Annotated in this window: 19 protein-coding genes and 5 tRNA genes; 8 read left to right on the top strand and 16 right to left on the bottom strand. The window is 70.7% G+C overall.

Annotated features, from left to right (window positions below; translation table 11 throughout):
• Nucleotides 1–34: 34 nt before the first annotated feature.
• The 6 genes from AQJ27_RS11545 to AQJ27_RS11520 all read right to left on the bottom strand — a co-directional run bounded on the left by AQJ27_RS11545 (nucleotide 35) and on the right by AQJ27_RS11520 (nucleotide 5,688).
• Nucleotides 35–664 carry a hypothetical protein gene (locus AQJ27_RS11545; RefSeq protein ID WP_067365861.1) on the bottom strand — a complete coding sequence of 210 codons (630 nt, stop codon included), beginning with the start codon at nucleotides 662–664 and terminating at the stop codon, nucleotides 35–37.
• Between the two features lies 1 nt (nucleotide 665).
• Nucleotides 666–1,538, bottom strand: coding sequence for a carbohydrate ABC transporter permease (locus tag AQJ27_RS11540; RefSeq protein ID WP_067365858.1), 873 nt, complete (start codon nucleotides 1,536–1,538; stop codon nucleotides 666–668).
• Nucleotides 1,535–2,491 (bottom strand): carbohydrate ABC transporter permease, encoded by a 957-nt coding sequence (locus AQJ27_RS11535; RefSeq protein ID WP_067366439.1) that lies wholly within the window; start codon nucleotides 2,489–2,491, stop codon nucleotides 1,535–1,537. The genes AQJ27_RS11540 and AQJ27_RS11535 overlap by 4 nt, the downstream gene beginning before the upstream one ends.
• 11 nt (nucleotides 2,492–2,502) lie before the next feature.
• Nucleotides 2,503–3,828 carry an ABC transporter substrate-binding protein gene (locus tag AQJ27_RS11530; protein WP_388206377.1) on the bottom strand — a complete coding sequence of 442 codons (1,326 nt, stop codon included), beginning with the start codon at nucleotides 3,826–3,828 and terminating at the stop codon, nucleotides 2,503–2,505.
• A 1,269-nt stretch (nucleotides 3,829–5,097) separates the two neighbouring features.
• Nucleotides 5,098–5,172: transfer RNA gene (locus AQJ27_RS11525), tRNA-Val, on the bottom strand.
• Nucleotides 5,173–5,253: 81 nt separating this feature from the next.
• Nucleotides 5,254–5,688 carry a TIGR02611 family protein gene (locus tag AQJ27_RS11520; protein ID WP_067365853.1) on the bottom strand — a complete coding sequence of 145 codons (435 nt, stop codon included), beginning with the start codon at nucleotides 5,686–5,688 and terminating at the stop codon, nucleotides 5,254–5,256.
• A 191-nt stretch (nucleotides 5,689–5,879) separates the two neighbouring features.
• Here AQJ27_RS11520 and AQJ27_RS11515 point away from each other — a divergent pair, with 191 nt between their 5' ends.
• Together AQJ27_RS11515 and AQJ27_RS11510 are read left to right on the top strand one after the other, a co-directional pair.
• Nucleotides 5,880–6,293, top strand: a complete 414-nt coding sequence (locus tag AQJ27_RS11515; protein ID WP_003959770.1) for an SsgA family sporulation/cell division regulator — start codon at nucleotides 5,880–5,882, stop codon at nucleotides 6,291–6,293.
• A gap of 551 nt (nucleotides 6,294–6,844) precedes the next feature.
• A complete protein-coding gene (locus AQJ27_RS11510) occupies nucleotides 6,845–7,402 on the top strand; it encodes a CGNR zinc finger domain-containing protein (RefSeq protein WP_067365851.1) in 558 nt (185 codons plus the stop codon).
• Between the two features lie 67 nt (nucleotides 7,403–7,469).
• Here AQJ27_RS11510 and AQJ27_RS57320 read toward each other — a convergent pair whose 3' ends face one another.
• Together AQJ27_RS57320 and AQJ27_RS11505 are read right to left on the bottom strand one after the other, a co-directional pair.
• Complete coding sequence (locus AQJ27_RS57320; protein ID WP_165854138.1) at nucleotides 7,470–7,622, bottom strand: hypothetical protein; 153 nt, start codon at nucleotides 7,620–7,622, stop codon at nucleotides 7,470–7,472.
• Nucleotides 7,623–7,766: 144 nt separating this feature from the next.
• Complete coding sequence (locus AQJ27_RS11505) at nucleotides 7,767–8,213, bottom strand: hypothetical protein (protein WP_067365849.1); 447 nt, start codon at nucleotides 8,211–8,213, stop codon at nucleotides 7,767–7,769.
• Between the two features lie 170 nt (nucleotides 8,214–8,383).
• Here AQJ27_RS11505 and AQJ27_RS11500 point away from each other — a divergent pair, with 170 nt between their 5' ends.
• Nucleotides 8,384–8,902: a DsbA family protein gene (locus tag AQJ27_RS11500; RefSeq protein WP_067365844.1), complete on the top strand. Its 519-nt coding sequence runs from the start codon at nucleotides 8,384–8,386 to the stop codon at nucleotides 8,900–8,902.
• Between the two features lie 101 nt (nucleotides 8,903–9,003).
• Here AQJ27_RS11500 and AQJ27_RS11495 read toward each other — a convergent pair whose 3' ends face one another.
• The 3 genes from AQJ27_RS11495 to AQJ27_RS11485 all read right to left on the bottom strand — a co-directional run bounded on the left by AQJ27_RS11495 (nucleotide 9,004) and on the right by AQJ27_RS11485 (nucleotide 11,786).
• On the bottom strand, nucleotides 9,004–9,828 hold the full coding sequence (locus tag AQJ27_RS11495; protein WP_067365834.1) for a GNAT family N-acetyltransferase: 825 nt from the start codon (nucleotides 9,826–9,828) through the stop codon (nucleotides 9,004–9,006).
• A gap of 85 nt (nucleotides 9,829–9,913) precedes the next feature.
• Complete coding sequence (locus AQJ27_RS11490) at nucleotides 9,914–10,735, bottom strand: aminotransferase class IV (RefSeq protein WP_067365831.1); 822 nt, start codon at nucleotides 10,733–10,735, stop codon at nucleotides 9,914–9,916.
• Nucleotide 10,736: 1 nt separating this feature from the next.
• Entirely contained in the window at nucleotides 10,737–11,786 is a 1,050-nt protein-coding gene (locus AQJ27_RS11485; protein WP_067365827.1) for a chorismate-binding protein, read from the bottom strand.
• Between the two features lie 156 nt (nucleotides 11,787–11,942).
• Here AQJ27_RS11485 and AQJ27_RS11480 point away from each other — a divergent pair.
• From AQJ27_RS11480 to AQJ27_RS11465, 4 genes are all read left to right on the top strand, one after another.
• Nucleotides 11,943–12,015: transfer RNA gene (locus tag AQJ27_RS11480), tRNA-Gly, on the top strand.
• Between the two features lie 39 nt (nucleotides 12,016–12,054).
• Nucleotides 12,055–12,128, top strand: a tRNA-Cys gene (locus AQJ27_RS11475).
• Nucleotide 12,129: 1 nt separating this feature from the next.
• A tRNA-Val gene (locus AQJ27_RS11470) sits at nucleotides 12,130–12,201 on the top strand.
• A gap of 34 nt (nucleotides 12,202–12,235) precedes the next feature.
• Nucleotides 12,236–12,310: transfer RNA gene (locus AQJ27_RS11465), tRNA-Val, on the top strand.
• 67 nt (nucleotides 12,311–12,377) lie between these two features.
• On the opposite strand, the gene AQJ27_RS11460 is transcribed toward AQJ27_RS11465, so the two are convergent.
• The 4 genes from AQJ27_RS11460 to AQJ27_RS11445 form a co-directional block, all read right to left on the bottom strand.
• The gene (locus AQJ27_RS11460; RefSeq protein WP_079064918.1) at nucleotides 12,378–12,677 is read right to left on the bottom strand and encodes a TFIIB-type zinc ribbon-containing protein; all 300 of its coding nucleotides are present in this window, start codon (nucleotides 12,675–12,677) and stop codon (nucleotides 12,378–12,380) included.
• Nucleotides 12,678–12,751: 74 nt separating this feature from the next.
• Nucleotides 12,752–13,690, bottom strand: coding sequence for an aminoglycoside phosphotransferase family protein (locus AQJ27_RS11455; protein WP_067365821.1), 939 nt, complete (start codon nucleotides 13,688–13,690; stop codon nucleotides 12,752–12,754).
• 499 nt (nucleotides 13,691–14,189) lie between these two features.
• Complete coding sequence (locus AQJ27_RS11450; protein ID WP_054230606.1) at nucleotides 14,190–14,396, bottom strand: hypothetical protein; 207 nt, start codon at nucleotides 14,394–14,396, stop codon at nucleotides 14,190–14,192.
• Nucleotides 14,397–14,595: 199 nt separating this feature from the next.
• Nucleotides 14,596–14,871: a hypothetical protein gene (locus AQJ27_RS11445; protein WP_067365819.1), complete on the bottom strand. Its 276-nt coding sequence runs from the start codon at nucleotides 14,869–14,871 to the stop codon at nucleotides 14,596–14,598.
• Nucleotides 14,872–15,067: 196 nt separating this feature from the next.
• On the opposite strand from AQJ27_RS11445, the gene AQJ27_RS11440 reads away from it, so the two are divergent.
• On the top strand, nucleotides 15,068–16,387 hold the full coding sequence (locus AQJ27_RS11440) for a serine/threonine-protein kinase (protein WP_067365817.1): 1,320 nt from the start codon (nucleotides 15,068–15,070) through the stop codon (nucleotides 16,385–16,387).
• 125 nt (nucleotides 16,388–16,512) lie between these two features.
• Here AQJ27_RS11440 and AQJ27_RS11435 read toward each other — a convergent pair whose 3' ends face one another.
• Complete coding sequence (locus tag AQJ27_RS11435; protein ID WP_060902351.1) at nucleotides 16,513–17,331, bottom strand: TrmH family RNA methyltransferase; 819 nt, start codon at nucleotides 17,329–17,331, stop codon at nucleotides 16,513–16,515.
• Between the last annotated feature and the right edge of the window lie 45 nt (nucleotides 17,332–17,376).

Genomic DNA, 17,376 nt, shown 5'->3' with positions numbered 1-17,376 from the left:
AGGTACGGCGCCGGGGCGCCGACCTGCGAGGAGCTCAGCGGCGGCGGTGGCGCGCCTCGACGGCGACGGCCGCCGCCGCGACGGCCCCCAGGACGGGGACCGCGAGCGGCGCGATGAACAGGGCGGAAGCGGCCACGACGGCCAGTCCGCCCACGAGCAGGAATGAGCCGGCCGGATCGAGGACCGTACGGCGTCCTGCCTCCGCGAACAGCGCCCGCCAGGAGGCGCCGGGTTCCCAGACGGCCGCCGCGCGCAGCCCGGCCACGGCGAGGCCGATCAGGGCGAAGAGACCGACGGCCCCGACGAGCGGGCCGCCGGGGATACCGGCGCGCACGGCCTGGACGTCCACCCAGACCGCGACGGCCGCGGCCCAGCCGGCGACCCCGGCGATCCAGCCGCCCCGGACGGCCGCCCGGAAGTCGGCGACGAACTCTCTGAGGCCGCCCGCCTCGTGGGACGTACGCCGCCGCAGATGCCGTGCACCGGCCGCGAACGCGGCGGGGCAGGTGACCAGCGGCAGCGAGGCCACCGCGATCCACACCCCGGTGAGCAGGCACTCGGCGAACACGGCGAAACGCTCGGCGAAGACGGATTCGCGAGGCGCTTTGCGCGCCTTCGCCCGCCTCTTCTGCTCCGCCCGCGCCCGCAGCTGGCTGGTGGCCATCTCAGCCCTTCAATCCGGAGGTCGCCATACCGTCGATCAGGTAGCGCTGGAAGGCGAGGAAGAAGAGGAGCACGGGCAGCAGGGCGACCAGTGACATCGCGATCATGCCGCCGTAGTTGGCGACGCCCTCCTGGTCCCGGAACATCATCATGCCGAGCGAGACCGTGTACTTGCTGGGCTCGTTCAGGTAGATCAGCGGGCCCATGAAGTCGTTCCAGGCGTTGATGAAGGTGAAGATCGCGCTCGTGATGAGGGCGGGGCGGCACAGCGGCAGCACGATCGACCAGTAGATCCGCAGATGGCCACAGCCGTCGAGCCGGGCCGCCTCGTCCAGTTCGCGCGGCAGGTTCCGCATGAACTGGACCATGAGGAAGACGAAGAACGCCTCGGTGGCCAGGTACTTGCCGATCAGCAGCGGAACGTAGGTGTTGACCAGTTCCATCTTCTGGAACATCACGTACTGCGGGATGAGCAGCACGTGATACGGCAGCAGAAGCGTGCCGATCATGAGGGAGAACAGCAGGTTCCGGCCGGCGAACCGGATCTTGGCGAAGGCATAGGCGGTCAGCGAGCAGGAGACGAGGATGCCGACGACGGAGCCGAGCGCGTAGTAGAGGGAGTTCTGGAAGAAGGTCGCGATCGAGATGTCCGCGATGCCGTCGGCCAGGCCCTTGAAGTTGCCGAGGACGGGGCTGGTCGGCAACAGGTCCAGGCTGCCGATGATGTCCCGGCTGGGCTTGAACGAGGCGCCGATGACCCAGATGACGGGATAGAGGACGACCGCGAGGATCAGCAGCGCGCCGATGTGCCAGACCAGCGAGCCGGTGCGTTTGCGGCTGCCGACTTCGAGGGGCTTGCGCAGGGTGGTGCTCATCGGGCGTCCTCCTCGTAGTGCACCCACCGCTTCTGGGACCAGAAGAGGACGGCCGTCACCAGCGCCACGGCGAGCAGCAGCATCCAGGCCATGGCGGACGCGAAGCCCATCTGGGACTCCCTGAAGCCCTTCTGGTACAGGTAGCAGGTGTAGACGAGCGTGGCGTCCGCCGGTCCGCAGGTGGCGTTGGAGACCACGTACGCCGAGCCGAAGATCTGGAAGGAGTGGATGGTCTCCAGGAGCACGTTGAAGAAGAGCACCGGTGAGATCATCGGCAGGGTGATGTTCCAGAACCTGCGGAACGGTCCGGCGCCGTCCACCTCGGCGGCCTCGTACAACTCCCTCGGCACCTGTTTGAGCCCGGCGAGGAAGATCACCATGGGAGCGCCGAACTGCCAGACGGTGAGCGCGACCAGGCTGTAGAGCACCCAGTTCGGGTCGCCGACCCACCCTCCCGTGTGGAAGCCGAGGAACGACTGCGTACGGTCCACGATGGCGTCGTCGGAGAAGAGCGCGCGCCACACGAAGCCGACGGAGACGCTCGCCCCGATGAGCGAAGGGGCGTAGAAGGCGGCCCGGTAGAAGGCCTGCCCCCGTCGGCTCTGCGCGAGCAGCAGGGCCACTCCGAGCGCGAGCAGCAGCTTGAGCGGGGTGCCGATGACGACGTACTTGGCCGTCACCTCGACCGACTTCTGCCACCGCGGATCGTGGAACATCTTGGTGAAGTTGTCGAAGCCGATCCACTTCGGCGAATTGAAGAGGTTGTAGTCGGTGAACGCGAAGTAGAGGGAGGCGGCCATCGGGCCCGCGGTCAGCAGCAGGAAGCCCGCGATCCACGGGGACATGAAGAGATAGCCGGCGAGGTTTTCCCGGCGCCCCCGCCGCTTTTGGGCGGCGGGGGCCTCGGGGCGTATCTCCGGGGCGTCGGGCGGAGAGTCCTTGACGAGCGTCACGGCGGTTCCCATCAGGCGGCGAGGGCGGTCTTCGCCTCGGAGAAGAACTGCTTGACCGCGTCGGCGACCTTGGTCGTGCCCTGCGACATGTCACCGCCGATGCGCAGGAAGGCGGACTCGCAGGTGTCGGCGCCTGCCGGGTGCGGGGTGATGGTGCCGAGCACTCCGGCCGCGGCGACATCCGTCTCGTACTTGGCGATCGCCTGGTTGGGCGCGTCGGCCGGCTTGTACGCGTCGAACTGCTCGGTGGTGGCGAGGATGCCCCGGTCGTAGCCCATGATCTTGCCGACCTCGGGGTCGTGGACCATGAAGTTGATGAACTGGGCGACCTCCTTGGGGTGCTTGGTGCGGGCGGAGGCGCTCAGCATCAGGGAGGCGAGGTACTGACCGGTCTGCTTGCCGTCGGTGGTCGGGATCGGCGCGAGGCCGTAGGTGCTGGTGCCCTCGGCGGTGTAGCGGACCGTGAAGTTGTCCCAGGTGAACTCGGAGGCGCCATGGGCCGCCGAGAGCGAGGACTTGGGCTTGTCCTGCTCGACCCGCTTGGGGTCGGTGACGATGCCCGCCTTGACGCGGTTGTAGCCGTCCGTCCACCACTCCGTCAGGTCTGCCTCGTCGAATCCCAGTCCGTCCTTGGTGAAGAACGCCTTGCCGTTCTGCCGGAGGTAGAGGTCGTACAGGTACATGATGCTGAAGTAGCCGGTGTCGCCGGCCAGCTTCTGGGTGTCGTGGATCTTCTTCAGGGCGGCGAAGTACTCGTCCCAGGTCCAGCCCTGCTTCGGCTTGATGCCCGCCTTCTCAAACACCTTCTCGTCGATGACAAGTGACATGGTGTTGGATCCGACCGGAATACCGAGCTGCTTTCCGTCGACCTGACCGACCTTCTCGACTCCGGCACGGAAGTTGTCGAGGCTCAGATTTCCCGCGTCTATCTGAGGCTTGAGGTCGAGCAGGATGCCTCTCTTGTCGTACTTCCGCAGGAATCCGACCGCGTTCTGGAATACGTCCGGAGGATTTCCACCGGCGGCCTGGGTCTGGAACTTCTCCCAAAAGGCCACGTAATCCTGGAAGTCGGTCTTCACCTTGATCTTCGGGTACTTCTTCTCGAAGAGCGCGATGGACTGGTTGATCCTCTTCGCCCGCTCGTCGGCACCCCACCAGGCGTACCGGATCGTGACCGTCCCGTCCCCGGAACTGCCGCTGTCCCCACCGCAGCCCGTCGTCGCGGCCAGCCCCAGCGTGGCCAGTGAAGCTCCGGCCGCCTTGAGGACCGTACGCCTCTCAACACTCCCGTTGTTACCCACAGTCGGGCCTCCCCGCGACGTCGTTGCCACCTGCATGAATCGTTTCAAGTAAGCGCTTGCTGGCACAAGGTACGGAGGGCTTCCAGGCGCGTCAATGATTCGGACAGGAATTGATGTGACGCGGTTCGGCCGCGCGGCGACGGGTGTGGGGGGTGCCGCTCCCGCGGAGGTGCCTGAATGTGCAGGTCCGGGGCGTGCGGTCGGGGTATCGAACGGAAAACGACAGGTCGGGCGAGCGTGTGGCCGGGCCGAAAACAAGTGCCGCGCGGGCGGGGATGCGGGGGCGGGGCGGGGGGCGGAGGAGGGGTGGGTGGACCGAGAGTGAGGGGTTGGGGGGTGGGTTTTCGCGGGGAGGGGTGATGGTCGAACTGGCGTACATGTGGGTGGGGTTGGCGGGGGGGGTGAGAGGTGGTCAGGAGGGGTGGGCTTCGGGCTTCGGGCTCGGGGGGCTGGACGGGCCCTGGTAAGTCCGGATGGGTCCTGGCCAGGCCTGGACGAGCCTGAGCCAGGTCCGGACGGGCCTGGACGGGCCTGGGGCTGGTCCGGGGCGGGCCTGGGCGGGTTGTGCCGACGCGGTCCGCTGGTGCGCGTCCCGACGGCGGCTCGCTCGCGTTGGTGCGGTGTTCGCCCTGGTCGGCGGGTCGGTGCGGGGGCGCGTCCGCGACGCGGGACGACTGGTGCGCGTCCGAACAGCTGCTCGCTCGCGTCGGTCCGGCGTTCGTCCTGGCCGGCGGGTTGGCGTGGAGGGCGCGGCCCGCGGTGCGAAGTAGCGATGCGGAGTTCAAGACCGCGCAGGGCGATGCCTGCCACGCGCCCGACGCCCCGCCGCATCCCGGCGACGATGCCCGCGAGCAGCGCGGACAACCGCACGGCGGCCTGACCGAAGCCCGGCGCCGGACGGGCGGGCGGAGGCGCGTGGTCCGCATGGCTGCGCCACAGGGCGGGACACCGCCGGTGGACGGGCGGATGTTAGGCCGGGCGCCCACCGGGGGAACGGGCGTCTACCGAGGTCAGCGGCTCGGGAGAGGCTTACCGCCCACCTGGAGTCCGTGTGCGGAAGGGCGTTCGGGGCATGGGCGGGGCTGGGCCCGAGCAGGGGTGCCGGCGCCGATTCCGATGGCGGCTGCGACGGCGGCTCCGGCTCCGATCCTGGCGCCCTCGAGGGGACCGCTACCGGTTCCGCCACCGGCACGGAGTGCGGTCCGTCGACGCCACGGGCGCGCTCTCCCGCCCCTGCGGGGTGGTGCGGAAACGACGAAGGCGACCCTGCCCACATGGTGTGTGGAACTGGGTCGCCTGTCGTGCTGGTGGGCGATACTGGGATCGAACCAGTGACCTCTTCGGTGTGAACGAAGCGCTCTCCCGCTGAGCTAATCGCCCGGGCGCAGGGAGAACATTACCCCATGTCAGGGGTGGCTCCGACCAGCCGAGGAGCCTCCAGGAGGGGCCTGCGGCCGTCGGTCATTCCTGGATGTTCCACGGCATCGCGACGCCGAACTTCCAGAGGTAGACGCCACCGAGCGCCGCGACGATGACGACACCGACACTCGTGAGGATGATGTTGCGGCGCCGCACCTTCGGGTCGAGTGCTCGCTGTGTCGCCTCGGTGACCTTGCGCTTCGTCCAGCGGAGCACCAGCTGTGCCCAGACGAACTCGGTCGCCCAGATCGCCATGCCGCCGAAGATCACCAGCCAGCCGGGACCCGGCAGCGGAAGCATGATCACGCCCGCGCCGACCACCGCGAGCCCCACGACGAAAACACCCACCTGCCAGCTCAGATGCAGCGCACGGCGGGCCTTGATGAATTCCGGCGCCCGCGATCCGAGCGGTCCCTCGATCTTCGTCTCACCATCGGCCGTGGCGACCTCGCCCGGCTCGTCACTCCCCGTATTCATACGGCCAAACCCTACCGGAGAGAAACCAGTCACCGGAATGGCCCTATCCGGCGAACGTGCTCTCGGCCGGAAGAGTTACGTAAAGACACGCAAAACACTCAGAGGGGTTTACAACGGCACCGTAGGTGGCATGTCGATTTCGCCGACGTGCGAATCCCCGAGCGCACACTGAGCGAAAGGCCCTGGCGCTTATGAACACCACGGTCAGCTGCGAGCTGCACCTGCGCCTCGTTGTGTCGAGCGAGTCCTCACTGCCTGTACCCGCAGGACTGCGGTATGACACGGCCGATCCCTACGCCGTGCACGCCACCTTCCACACCGGAGCCGAGGAAACCGTCGAGTGGGTGTTCGCCCGCGACCTCCTCGCCGAGGGCCTGCACCGGCCCACCGGTACCGGCGACGTCCGAGTCTGGCCGTCCCGGAGCCACGGCCAGGGCGTCGTATGCATCGCCCTGAGCTCCCCGGAGGGCGAGGCCCTGCTGGAAGCCCCGGCGCGGGCCCTGGAATCGTTCCTGAAGCGAACGGACGCCGCCGTGCCCCCCGGCACGGAACACCGGCATTTCGATCTCGACACGGAGCTCTCACACATCCTGGCCGAGAGCTGACGAGACCCCCATAGAGCCGCCCGGCGCCGTCCACTCGGGGAGACGGCTCGGGCCTAAACATCTGCAATGGGCACAACCGCAAGGGCACGAACACCGGCGCCGTCGCCGCGGACTCCCGCGGGGGCGGCGCCGGTGCGCGTGGTCGCCGGCAGGCCTCGACGGCCCCAGCGCCGGTGCGCGGGGCCGAGGCGGGCCTTCCCCTGCCCCGCCCCAGTGGGGACGCCGACGAGAGCCGATGAGGGCGTCGCCCGGGGCGCGGGGCGGGGCACGGGGGGGCGGGGCACGGGGCAGGCTCCGGGTCGGGTCGGGCCGACAGGCCGGGCGGGGCGCGCCCGGCGGACCCTCGCTACCCGCCAGGCTCTGCGTCGGCCCGGACGGGACCTGAGGCTGTCTCGGAGGTGCTCGGGGTGCCGTTGTCGACCCGTGAACCGGCCGGGAGTCGTGGCGGACCACGCGTAGATCGACCGCCCCCACTCCCCCACGCCAGGAAGCCACTACCATCGGCCAGCATCGGAGGGCGCCCGCCCGACCCCCAGGCCAGGGAGCGAAACGTGCTGATCACCCACGACACCCGGCGCTCCCTCGACGCCGTGGTGGACCTGGTGAACACCGCGGCGGAGAACGACACGCCGGACGGGCTCGCGGACGTCGCGTCCCTCGACAATTTCGTACGAAAGCACGGAATCAGTGATGTCGGCGTGCTGTCGGAGCACGACCTCGCGGCCGTACGCGAGGTCCGCGGCCGGTTCGCCGGAGTCTTCGCCGCCGACGACCCCCGTACCGCCGCGGGCCTCATCAACGAGCTGGTCGCCGTCGCGGGCACCACTCCCCGGCTCACCGACCACGACGGCTACGACTGGCACGTGCACTACTTCGCGCCGGGTGCCTCCGTCGCCGACCACCTCGCGGCCGACTGCGGGATGGCGCTGGCGTTCTTCGTGGTCGCCGGAGAGCAGGACCGGCTGCGGCGCTGCGAGGCCCCGGACTGCCGGCACGCCTTCGTGGATCTCTCCCGGAACCGCTCGCGCCGCTACTGCGACAGCCGGACCTGCGGAAACCGGCTTCACGTGGCGGCGTACCGGGCGCGTCGCAAGGAAGCGGCGGGCTGACGGACGCTGGACGCGCGGCGGGCTGACGGAGCCCTCGGCGGGTGACGCCAGGGGCTCCGTGTACGGCTCAGAGCAGCAGCAGGTCGTGCAGCGAAGCCATGAGCAGCAGACAGCCGATCACCGCAAGGAAGATCATCAGCGGTGGCTGGGAAAGCGCGTAGAGACAACCCCGCGGCTCCTCGGGAGGGGCGTCGGTGTCGCTCTGTGTTGTGTCCAGCATCTCGCGGCGATGATGACGCAGCCGCCACCCGCTCCGCGATCAACACGCCCGGAATGACCGGGAGTTCGCCAATATCCGCGATGAGCAGGCACGAACGTGATCGTTTCCGCGCTCTCCCATGATCCTCTGTGTCGTTTCAGTCCGTCATATGCCGCGCTTCTTCAAGATGGCCTCGATGTCGCTGAAGTCGTCGTCGGAACCCGTGGCCCGGGGCCTCGTCGCGGGCCTGGCGGCCGGACGGGAGCCCTGGCTCAGCGAGGGCGCCGAGGCCGCGGGGGCCACCGCCTCCCGCTGGGCGGCCCGGGCGGCCGCCTTGCGTTCCTTCCGGGTCCCGCCACTACGCCGCTCCACCGCCCGCGTGGTCATGAACAGCAGCCAGGCCACGCCCAGCACGCCGAAGCCCGCCCACGCGGTGGGGCTGAAGGCGGTGTCGGCCAGCCAGCCGACGACTCCGGTCATCACCAGGCCGACCGGCACCAGCGAGTAGGCGGCTATGCGGGCGGCGGAGAGGAACCGCTTGCGGTAGGCCGTGACCGCGGCGATGCCGAGGCCGGCCGCGGAGACGGCGGAACAGACAGTCTCGGCAATCATCCGGTCCTCCAGGGCAGGGCTCGGCAGAGCGGTCGGTTCGTCCCTTCCATCCTGCACCGCCCCACGCCCGATATGCCATGCTCCGGGCGGACCTCAGGGACATCTCCGGGTCGGGGTCCTCCCCAGGTCCCGGTTGGGGCGTCGTCGCCACGGCTGGGAGACTGGGTGCCATGAACGACTCCTCCCCAGCCCGCACCACCGCCGTCCTGGACGTCTGGTGCGAACTCCAGTGCCCCGACTGCCGCGGCGCCCTTCCCGACCTGCGCGCGCTGCGCGCCCGCTACGGCGACCGTCTCGAGCTGCGGCTGCGGCACTTCCCGCTGGAGAAGCACAAGCACGCCTTCGCCGCCGCGCAGGCCGCCGAGGAGGCCGCGGAGCAGGGCCGAGCCTGGCCGTACGTCGAGGCGGTCCTCGACCGTGTCGAGGAACTGGACCGCAAGGGCGAGCCCTTCCTGATCGAGGTGGCCCGCGAACTCGGTCTGGACGCCGAGGAGTTCGACACCGCCCTGATCGACGGCCGGCACATCCTGATCGTCGACGCCGACCAGGCCGAGGGCAAGGCCATCGGTGTGACCGGCACCCCGACGTACGTCATCGGCGGCGAGCGGCTCGACGGCGGCAAGAGCCAGGAGGGCCTGCGCGAGCGCATCGAGGAGATCGCCGACCGCCTGCTGGCCGAGGGCGAGTAGTACCCGTTCTCGTAGGCGCTCGCTCTCGCGAAGCGGTCTCGCGAAGCGGTCCCGTAAGGCGGTCTCGCATGGCGGTCCGGCGAAGTGGTCCGGCGAAGTGGTCAGAGCAGGTTCTTGTAGAGGTGGTACTCGCTCGTCGTATAGCCGAGTGACTCGTACAGCTTCTCCGCCGGGGTGTTCCCCGCGAACACGTTGAGGCCGATGCGGTCCCTCCCGCCGGCCACCGCCCGGGCCTCGGCCAGCAGCATCAGGGTGCGCCCGTGGCCGCGGCCCCGGTGCTCGGGGCCGGTCTCGACCCCGAGCACGAACGCCGCGTCGGGCCACAGGCCCAGCCACAGCGTGCCGACCGGGGTCCCCTCGTGTTCCAGGACGCTGAGCACCGTGTTCTCGCTGGCCAGTCCGTCCGGCAGGAACCGGGCGAGCCCCTGGTCCGTCTTGCGGTACGCCTCGGCCTCGGGCACGCCCCGCCCGATCTGCGAGTCGGCGAACCCCTCGCGCTCCTTCGCCAGCCAGGGCACGTACTCGGCCTCGGTCATGGGCCGGGCGACACTGCCGACCGGCAGGTCGGGACCGGGGCCGTCCAAGGGCTTCGTCATGACGCGGTTGCTCAGGACGTACCCGAGCGTCGTGGCGAGCCGGAGCACACCGTCCGCGCCCCCGGGCACCGACGTCTCGACGCGCTTGCAGCCCCAGCCGCGGGCCACCTCCTCGGCCGCGAGCACCGCCACCGTGCCCCGGCCCCGCCCACGGTCGGGTTCCTCGACGTACAGCTCCCCGACCCGGGCCACGGTGGGGCCGTACTCCGGATGCGTGGCGAGGTGGATCCCGCCCACGGGACGACTGTTCACGCACACCTTGTAGCGGCGGGACAGCGCCCCGTCGGCTCCGCGCTGAAGCGGCTCGGTCGGCCGCAGGGTGGTGGTCATCAGGGGTGTTCTACCCGTCCCGTGCCCCGTCGTCATCCTGTTTTGCCGTCATCCTTCTTGCGCCCTGACGTGCCACGCGCGACCTCTACGGGTCGAGGTCGTTGCCGGCCCGCTCCTCGAAGACCCGCATGGCCTTGGCGGTCACCGGGCCCGGCGCGCCCGGGAGTTGGCGCCCGTCGACCCGGTGCACACCCTGCACGTCCCGCAGCGTGGACGTCAGGAAGACCTCGTCCGCACGCTCCAGGACATCCAGCGGAAGATCGGTCTCCCTGGCTCCGGTCCACTCGACGGCGAGCGCGCGCGTGATGCCGGCGAGACAGCCGGAGGCGACGGGCGGGGTGTGGATCTCGCCGTCGAGGACGACGAAGACGTTCGACCCCGTGCCCTCGCACAGCTGCCCGACCGTGTTGGCGAACAACGCCTCGCTCGCGCCCTGTTCGCGCGCGCGGGCCAGGGCGACGACGTTCTCGGCGTACGAGGTGGTCTTGAGGCCGGTGAGGGCGCCGCGCTCGTTACGGGTCCAGGGCACCGTGATCACGGCGGTGGAGTCGGGGCGGCGGGTGGACTCGCCGAGGGCGACGAGCAGGGTCGGTCCGTGTTCGCCGCGGTCGGACCCGAGCGGGCCGTAGCCACCGGTGTATGTGATCCGCAGCCGGCCGAGCGGCATCGGGTTGGCGTCCAGGACGGCGACGCAGGCGCGGCGCACCTCGTCGAGGTCGGGTGCGGGCAGCCCCAGGCCGCGCGCCGAGCGGACCAGCCGGTCGAGGTGGCGGGTCAGCGCGAACGGCCGCCCCTCCACCGCCTTCACGGTCTCGAAGATGCCGTCGCCCACGGTCAGTCCGTGATCGAAGACGGAGACGCGGGCGGACTCCATGTCCTGCAGACCGCCGTCGAGCCAGATCTTCACGTCAGAGAGTCCTTCCACTTTCGTACGCGTCTCCGTACTGTCCCGACGCTACCGCGAGCAGCCTGGCGGCCTTCAGCTCGGTCTCCTGCCATTCCCTTTCGGGGTCGGAGCCCCAGGTGATGCCGGCGCCGGTGCCGAAACGCAGGACGCCTTCGGCGCGGTCGGTCCAGAAGGTGCGGATACCGACGGCGAGCTGTGCGGTGGCGCGGTCGGCGTCGACCCAGCCGATGCCGCCGCAGTAGGGGCCGCGGGGTGCGGTCTCCAGGGCCTCGATGATGGTCAGGGCGCTGGTCTTGGGGGCGCCGGTGACGGAGCCGGGCGGGAACGCGGCAGCCAGCAGTTCGGGCCAGCCGGTGTCCGCGGGCAGTTCGCCGCGGACGGTCGAGACGAGGTGGACGAGCCCGGGGTGTTTCTCGACGACGCAGAGGTCGGGGACGGTCACGGTGCCGGTGGCGCAGACGCGGCCGAGGTCGTTGCGCACGAGGTCCACGATCATGACGTTCTCGGCGTGGTCCTTGTCGAGGAGGTCGGCCTCGGTGCGTCCGGTGCCCTTGATGGGGCCGGATTCGATGACGGGGCCGGTGCGGCGCAGGAAGAGTTCGGGGGAGGCGGTGGCGATCTCGACGCCGTGGCGGGGCAGGCGGATCGTTCCCGCGTAGGGGGCCGGGTTGCCGCGGGCCAGCAGCGCGGTGAGGGCGTCGATGTCGGCGTCGGGGGCGAGCGGTGCGGACAGGACGCGGCAGAGGTTCGCCTGGTAGACCTCGCCGGCGGCTATGTGGGCGCGGATGCGGCGTACGCCGGCGGTGTACGCGGCGTGGTCGAGGGAGGACGTCCAGTCACCGGGGGTGGGTCCCTGCCACTGCCCGGGGACGGGGGCGGGCACGGGTTCGGTGCGTACGTCGGCGAAGCGGGCGCAGACCAGGCTGCCCTCGAAGTCGGCCGCGACAGCCCAGAAACCGGCCGAGTCCAGGGCCGCGGGGTCGCTGGTGACGTCGAGGAGACCGGTCGCGACGAGGCCACCGAAACGGGCGAGAGGAGGGAGGTCGAGCACGCAGTCGAGTCTAGGTCGGGTGACCTGCGGGTGCCCTGACCGTGTCCTTTGCCGGACAGACCGCAGCACGCTGCGCAAACGCGTTTTTGTGCTGGCCGGGGAATCCGCTAGAGTTCAACACGTCGCCGGGACGCGCAAGCCGAACGGAAACGACACGCGGACGTAGCTCAGTTGGTAGAGCGCAACCTTGCCAAGGTTGAGGTCGCCAGTTCGAACCTGGTCGTCCGCTCGCAGGAAGAGGGGGATCATCCCGAACCCCCACACTCCTGGTGGAGTGGCCGAGAGGCGAGGCAACGGCCTGCAAAGCCGTCTACACGGGTTCAAATCCCGTCTCCACCTCCAAGGACGATTAGCTCAGCGGGAGAGCGCTTCCCTGACACGGAAGAGGTCACTGGTTCAATCCCAGTATCGTCCACTGGTCCGCAAGGACCTGATCCATCCGGATCCCCGCGCGATTAGCTCAGCGGGAGAGCGCTTCCCTGACACGGAAGAGGTCACTGGTTCAATCCCAGTATCGCGCACCAGCCGAAGCCCCCGGCCGTCTCGTACGGTCGGGGGCTTCGTCGTGTCAGGTCGTTCCTCCGGTCGTGCTCAGGAGGAGAAGAGCATGTGGCCGAAGCTCTTGTGGCGCTGGTGACCGCCGTAGTGACCGCCGCCATGGCCGCCGTGTCCGCCGTGCTGCGGGGCGCCCCACGCGGGCGCGGGCGCCGAGGGGTAGGCCTGCGGGGCGGGCGGGGGCGGCGCGGGCTGCGACCACTGGGACTCCACGCGCGTCAGCGCCTCCAGCTCGCCGTAGTCGAGAAATATCCCGCGGCAGCCGCTGCACTGCTCGATCTGGACGCCATTGCGGTTGTACGTGTGCATCGGCGCATGGCACTTCGGACACTGCATGCTCGGCTCAACTCCTCGCCGTTCGGTACCGCTTCCACCAGGACAGACACTGTCCGGCCTCGAACGGTTGCACCCTACGCCGTCGAGCCCTGCGCCAACTCGGGCGGGACGGCTCCCATTCGGTCACAGGCGTCGATCACGGCCTGCTGCACCTCGTCCAAGGGGCGCTCCTCCCCCACGGACTTGGCGATCGCCAGGGCCGCGGTCTGCACGGTGAGAGCGCGGGCCGCCACGTCCAGGGCGGGCCAGGGGTCGCCGTCGGCGGGTACGGCCGGGCCGCCGGCACGTTGGTAGGCGGTCAGGAAGCGGGTCCACTCGTCGGGCGGGAGCAGGCCGCAGGCGTACCAGGCGGCCGGGCGGGCCAGGTCCCAGGTCGGGACGCCCACGCCGAGGTCGTCCACATCGATGAGGAGCCAGGGTCCGGTCGGCGCGGGGTGGCGGACGAGCTGGCCGAGGTGCAGGTCTCCGTGGCAGAGGGTCCCCACGGGCGGCATGGGGGCCTCGGCGCGGGCCCAGGCGGGCAGGGCCGCCCAGGCGCGCAGCACCACGGCGGTGGCCGGGTGCGGGCCCGCCGTCCGCATCCGGGCGATCGCCCGGGCCGCCTTGGCGGGGCCACGCATGGGCGGCAGGCCGTTCGGCGCGGGAGTCCGGTGGAGGTGGGCCAGCAGGGTCGCGGCCGCCTCCCAGGGAGCGGCCTCGGGGGTCTGCGGGTCGACCGGGGTGCCGTACGGCCAGAAGGTGACCGGGCGGCCGTGGAGGTCGACGGGCTTCGGGCGGAGCGGGGCGAGGAGGACGCCGGTGAGGGCGGGGTGTGCGGCGAGCTCGAGACGGCGGGAGAGTTCGGCGGGGTCCGTGCCGGGGGCGTGGGCCTTGGCCACGGTGTCGCCGTGGCGGACGACGGTGCCGTCGTGGCGGTCGGCGAGGACGGAGTCGTGGTGTGTGCAGGGGGTGTCGGCGGGGTGGGCCGCGGTGCGCGCCCCGGCGGTCAGGGCGGGAAGCACGTCTGCGGTCACGGGGCCCCCTGGGGTGTGCGGTCGGTACCTCGCGAGCGTACGTTCTCCGTCCCTGGGGCCCCTAGCCTCCCCCAAGCTCTCGGCTTCGCTCGAGCAGGGGCCCCCATCATCCCTGGGGCTCCGCCCCCGGACCCCGGGTGGGTTCGTCGGGTGCGGGTGGGTGGGGGCCGGTCGCGCAGTTCCCCGCGCCCCTGGGGCACGGGGCTGCGCCCCGGTGCCCCATCGCCCCGGTGCCCCGTCGGCCTGACGGCCTGGTCCCCGAACGCCGGACGGGCTGCAGATGCGCGCAGCGCCCCTTCAGGGGCGCGGGGAACGCGTGGCCGGCCCCCGCCTGCCCGCAATCAGAGGAGACGGGTCCGCCCCCGCGTCAGGGCAAAACAATGCCCGCGCAGCTCCCCAGCTGCGCGGGCATTTGTGCCGTCCGCCGCACCCCCGTCCCCACGGGGTTTCATGGCCGGATGTCCCCGCCCGGACCGCTCTTCCGGGCCTGGGGCGCCGCTCAGCGCCCCAGCATCACGCCCACGGACGACGCTTGTGTGACCACCGCGTCCCAGCCGCCGAAGACGACTACGAGCAGGGCCGCCAGGGGAAGGACCATCGCTGTCGCCACCAAGGGGTGGCGCTGACCCTGACGACGCGGGCGGAACGCGGCGCTGTATGCCTTGCGTCCTGTGCGGATCGCCGTCCGCGGTGCCGTGTGGGCCATGGTCCCTCTCCTGACCGAGCATCTGTGTGGTTTGGCAGCGGCGGGTGTCTGACCTCGGGGGACGAGTGCTGCACCCGCCGCTTGACCTCAAATCTATGGGCGCGGCGGCGATCGGTCGTCATGCCCTCGTACCGATTGCCGGGCCTCCCGGAGGATGAGCGATGACCTGCGGTGTACTCCCCTGGGTGGAGATGAGGACCTAGGTCTCAGGGTCTTCCCGGAGGGGGCGTCCGGTGTGCCCGGACTGTTCCGAGCTGTCCTCCCTCGGCACCGGCTGCTCGACCAGCGCCAGCACCCGGGTCGCCATGAAGCGGGCGGTGCGCACCACTGATCCGTTTCGGGTGACTTCGCTCACTTCCACCACCCCCCGGCGGACCGCGGTCTCCACTCTGCGACCCGCTCTGCTCGCCACCACCTCGTACGTACGCGTCGTGTCCCCGGCGTCCACGACTATCTCCACGCGATCACCCTTCACAGGTTCAATCCCCCTTCTGCGACGGACGGTTGGGATCACGGGCAGCCCAAAGCAGCCGTGTTCTCGCATTCCCTGACCGTCTTTCAAGTTTCCCACCCGGCACTGACAATCGATCGGACCGTGAGGGCGCGGCCTCTGCGCGCACCCGGCCGCGGAAACGTAAGCTGTGGCTCGTCAAACGGACCGGGCAGCGGGGATGGACATGGCGATGATGCGCCTGAGGCGCGAGGACCCGCGTGTCGTCGGCTCGTTCAGGCTTCACAGGCGGCTCGGCGCGGGTGGAATGGGCGTGGTCTACCTGGGCTCCGACCGCCGCGGCCAGCGGGTCGCGTTGAAGGTGATCCGACCTGATCTGGCGGAGGATCAGGAGTTCCGGTCACGGTTCGCCCGCGAGGTCTCGGCGGCCCGGCGGATCAGGGGCGGCTGCACGGCGCGGCTCGTGGCCGCCGATCTCGAGGCGGACCGGCCGTGGTTCGCCACGCAGTACGTGCCGGGGCCCTCGCTGCACGACAAGGTCGCCGAGGAGGGCCCGATGTCGGCCGCCGACGTGGCCGCCGTCGGGGCCGCGCTCTCCGAGGGGCTCGTCGCCGTGCACGAGGCCGGTGTCGTGCACCGGGACCTCAAGCCGTCCAACATCCTGCTGTCCCCGAAGGGGCCGCGGATCATCGACTTCGGCATCGCCTGGGCGACGGGGGCGAGCACCCTGACGCACGTCGGTACGGCGGTCGGCTCGCCCGGGTTCCTCGCGCCCGAGCAGGTGCGCGGCGCCGCCGTCACTCCGGCCACCGACGTGTTCGCGCTCGGCGCCACTTTGGCGTACGCGGCGACCAACGACTCGCCCTTCGGACACGGCAGTTCCGAGGTGATGCTGTACCGAGTGGTGCACGAGGAACCGCAGCTGCACGGCGTTCCGGACGCGCTGGCTCCGCTCGTCCGCGCATGTCTGGCCAAGGACCCCGAGGAGCGTCCCAGCACGCTCCAACTCTCCCTGCGGCTCAAGGAGATCGCCGCCCGCGAGGCGCAGGGCATGGCGGACGTCCGCCCGCCCGCGCAGCGCAATGATCCCGACCGGCCGTCGGGGCGCCTGGCCGAGCAGTATGCCGAGCAGCCCACCCAGCGCCGCCCGCAGGGCACACCGCCGCCGCGCACGGGCGGCACCAACGGGGGCTCACGGCCGTCGCAGTCGGGTGCGCGACCGGCGCCCGCCCGGGGTACCGGACGCTCGGGCAGCAGGCCCGCACCCCGCAGCGGCGCCGGGCGTCCCGCCCCCCGGACCACGGGGACCGGGCGGCGGCCGGCCAATCCGCGACTGCTGCGTCAGCGGCTCTTCGTGTTCGTCGTGGTGACGCTGCTCGTCGCGCTGGGCATCGCGGCGGCGCAGGGCTGCCAGGGGCCGGCCCGCGGGCTGGACGACGGGGGCACACGCAAGGACGTACGACACGGGCAGTCGTCGTACGCGCCACCGCCCGGCGATCTGATGGCCGAGCAGTACCGAAGCCAACTGGACAGGCCATAGGTGTATTGATCACGAGCGTTGTTGGCTGACGACAACGCCGCAGATGTGCGTGCCACACCCCGCGGCCCAGGCCTGATCCAAACGGCAGGCCCTAGGGGACGGGTCCAGGTCGCTGCGGAGTCGGTCTAGAGCTGGGGGCGGCCCGTCGCGACCGCGTAGAAGGCGACCGCGGCCGCAGCGCCGACGTTGAGCGAGTCGACGCCGTGGGCCATCGGGATGCGGACCCATTCGTCCGCCGCCATCAGTGCCTTCGTGGACAGGCCGTCGCCCTCCGCGCCCAGCATCAGCGCGACCCGGTCCATCCGGTGCGGGGCCGCCTCGTCCAGGGACCTCGCCTTCTCGTCCGGGGTGAGGGCGAGCAGGTTGAAGCCGGCGTCGCGGACCGTCTCCAGGCCCTTGGGCCAGGTCTCGAGACGGGCGTACGGGACCGAGAAGACCGCGCCCATCGAGACCTTCACGGAGCGGCGGTAGAGCGGGTCCGCGCAGTCCGGGGAGAGCAGGACCGCGTCCATGCCGAGAGCCGCGGCGGAGCGGAAGATCGCGCCGATGTTGGTGTGGTCGTTGACCGCCTCCATGACGACCACCCGGCGCGCGGACCGCAGGAGTTCCTCGGCCGTCGGCAGCGGCTTGCGCTGCATGGACGCGAGCGCGCCGCGGTGCACGTGGTAGCCGGTCACCTGTTCGGCGAGTTCCGGGCTGACCGCGTACACCGGGGCCGGGAGCTCGTCGATGACATCGCGCATGACGTCGACCCACTTGGCGGACAGGAGCATCGAGCGCATCTCGTACCCGGCGTCCTTGGCGCGTCTGATGACCTTCTCGCCCTCGGCGATGAACAGGCCCTCGACGGGTTCGCGCTTGCGGCGCAGTTCCACGTCGGTCAGGCCCGTGTAGTCACGCAGACGCGGGTCGTCGGGGTTCTCAACGGTGATGAGATCGGCCACAGGGTGATACTGCCTTGTCCTGGGTGCGGTGCCAACGGCTGGGCA

The sequence above is a fragment of the Streptomyces olivochromogenes genome, assembly GCF_001514115.1.
Classification (GTDB): Bacteria; Actinomycetota; Actinomycetes; order Streptomycetales; family Streptomycetaceae; genus Streptomyces; species Streptomyces olivochromogenes.
This window is presented reverse-complemented; position numbering and strand designations above follow the sequence as displayed.

Excerpts from the sequence above, each read along its gene's own strand:
- AQJ27_RS11440 (WP_067365817.1), top strand. The coding sequence starts at position 15,068 with ATGGACATGGCGATGATGCGCCTGAGGCGCGAGGACCCGCGTGTCGTC.
- AQJ27_RS11545 (WP_067365861.1), bottom strand. The coding sequence starts at position 664 with ATGGCCACCAGCCAGCTGCGGGCGCGGGCGGAGCAGAAGAGGCGGGCG.
- AQJ27_RS11540 (WP_067365858.1), bottom strand. The coding sequence starts at position 1,538 with ATGAGCACCACCCTGCGCAAGCCCCTCGAAGTCGGCAGCCGCAAACGC.
- AQJ27_RS11520 (WP_067365853.1), bottom strand. The coding sequence starts at position 5,688 with ATGAATACGGGGAGTGACGAGCCGGGCGAGGTCGCCACGGCCGATGGT.
- AQJ27_RS11460 (WP_079064918.1), bottom strand. The coding sequence starts at position 12,677 with ATGCAGTGTCCGAAGTGCCATGCGCCGATGCACACGTACAACCGCAAT.
- AQJ27_RS11500 (WP_067365844.1), top strand. The coding sequence starts at position 8,384 with ATGAACGACTCCTCCCCAGCCCGCACCACCGCCGTCCTGGACGTCTGG.
- AQJ27_RS11530 (WP_388206377.1), bottom strand. The coding sequence starts at position 3,828 with ATGCAGGTGGCAACGACGTCGCGGGGAGGCCCGACTGTGGGTAACAAC.
- AQJ27_RS11515 (WP_003959770.1), top strand. The coding sequence starts at position 5,880 with ATGAACACCACGGTCAGCTGCGAGCTGCACCTGCGCCTCGTTGTGTCG.
- AQJ27_RS11495 (WP_067365834.1), bottom strand. The coding sequence starts at position 9,828 with ATGACCACCACCCTGCGGCCGACCGAGCCGCTTCAGCGCGGAGCCGAC.
- AQJ27_RS11450 (WP_054230606.1), bottom strand. The coding sequence starts at position 14,396 with ATGGCCCACACGGCACCGCGGACGGCGATCCGCACAGGACGCAAGGCA.
- AQJ27_RS57320 (WP_165854138.1), bottom strand. The coding sequence starts at position 7,622 with ATGCTGGACACAACACAGAGCGACACCGACGCCCCTCCCGAGGAGCCG.
- AQJ27_RS11505 (WP_067365849.1), bottom strand. The coding sequence starts at position 8,213 with ATGATTGCCGAGACTGTCTGTTCCGCCGTCTCCGCGGCCGGCCTCGGC.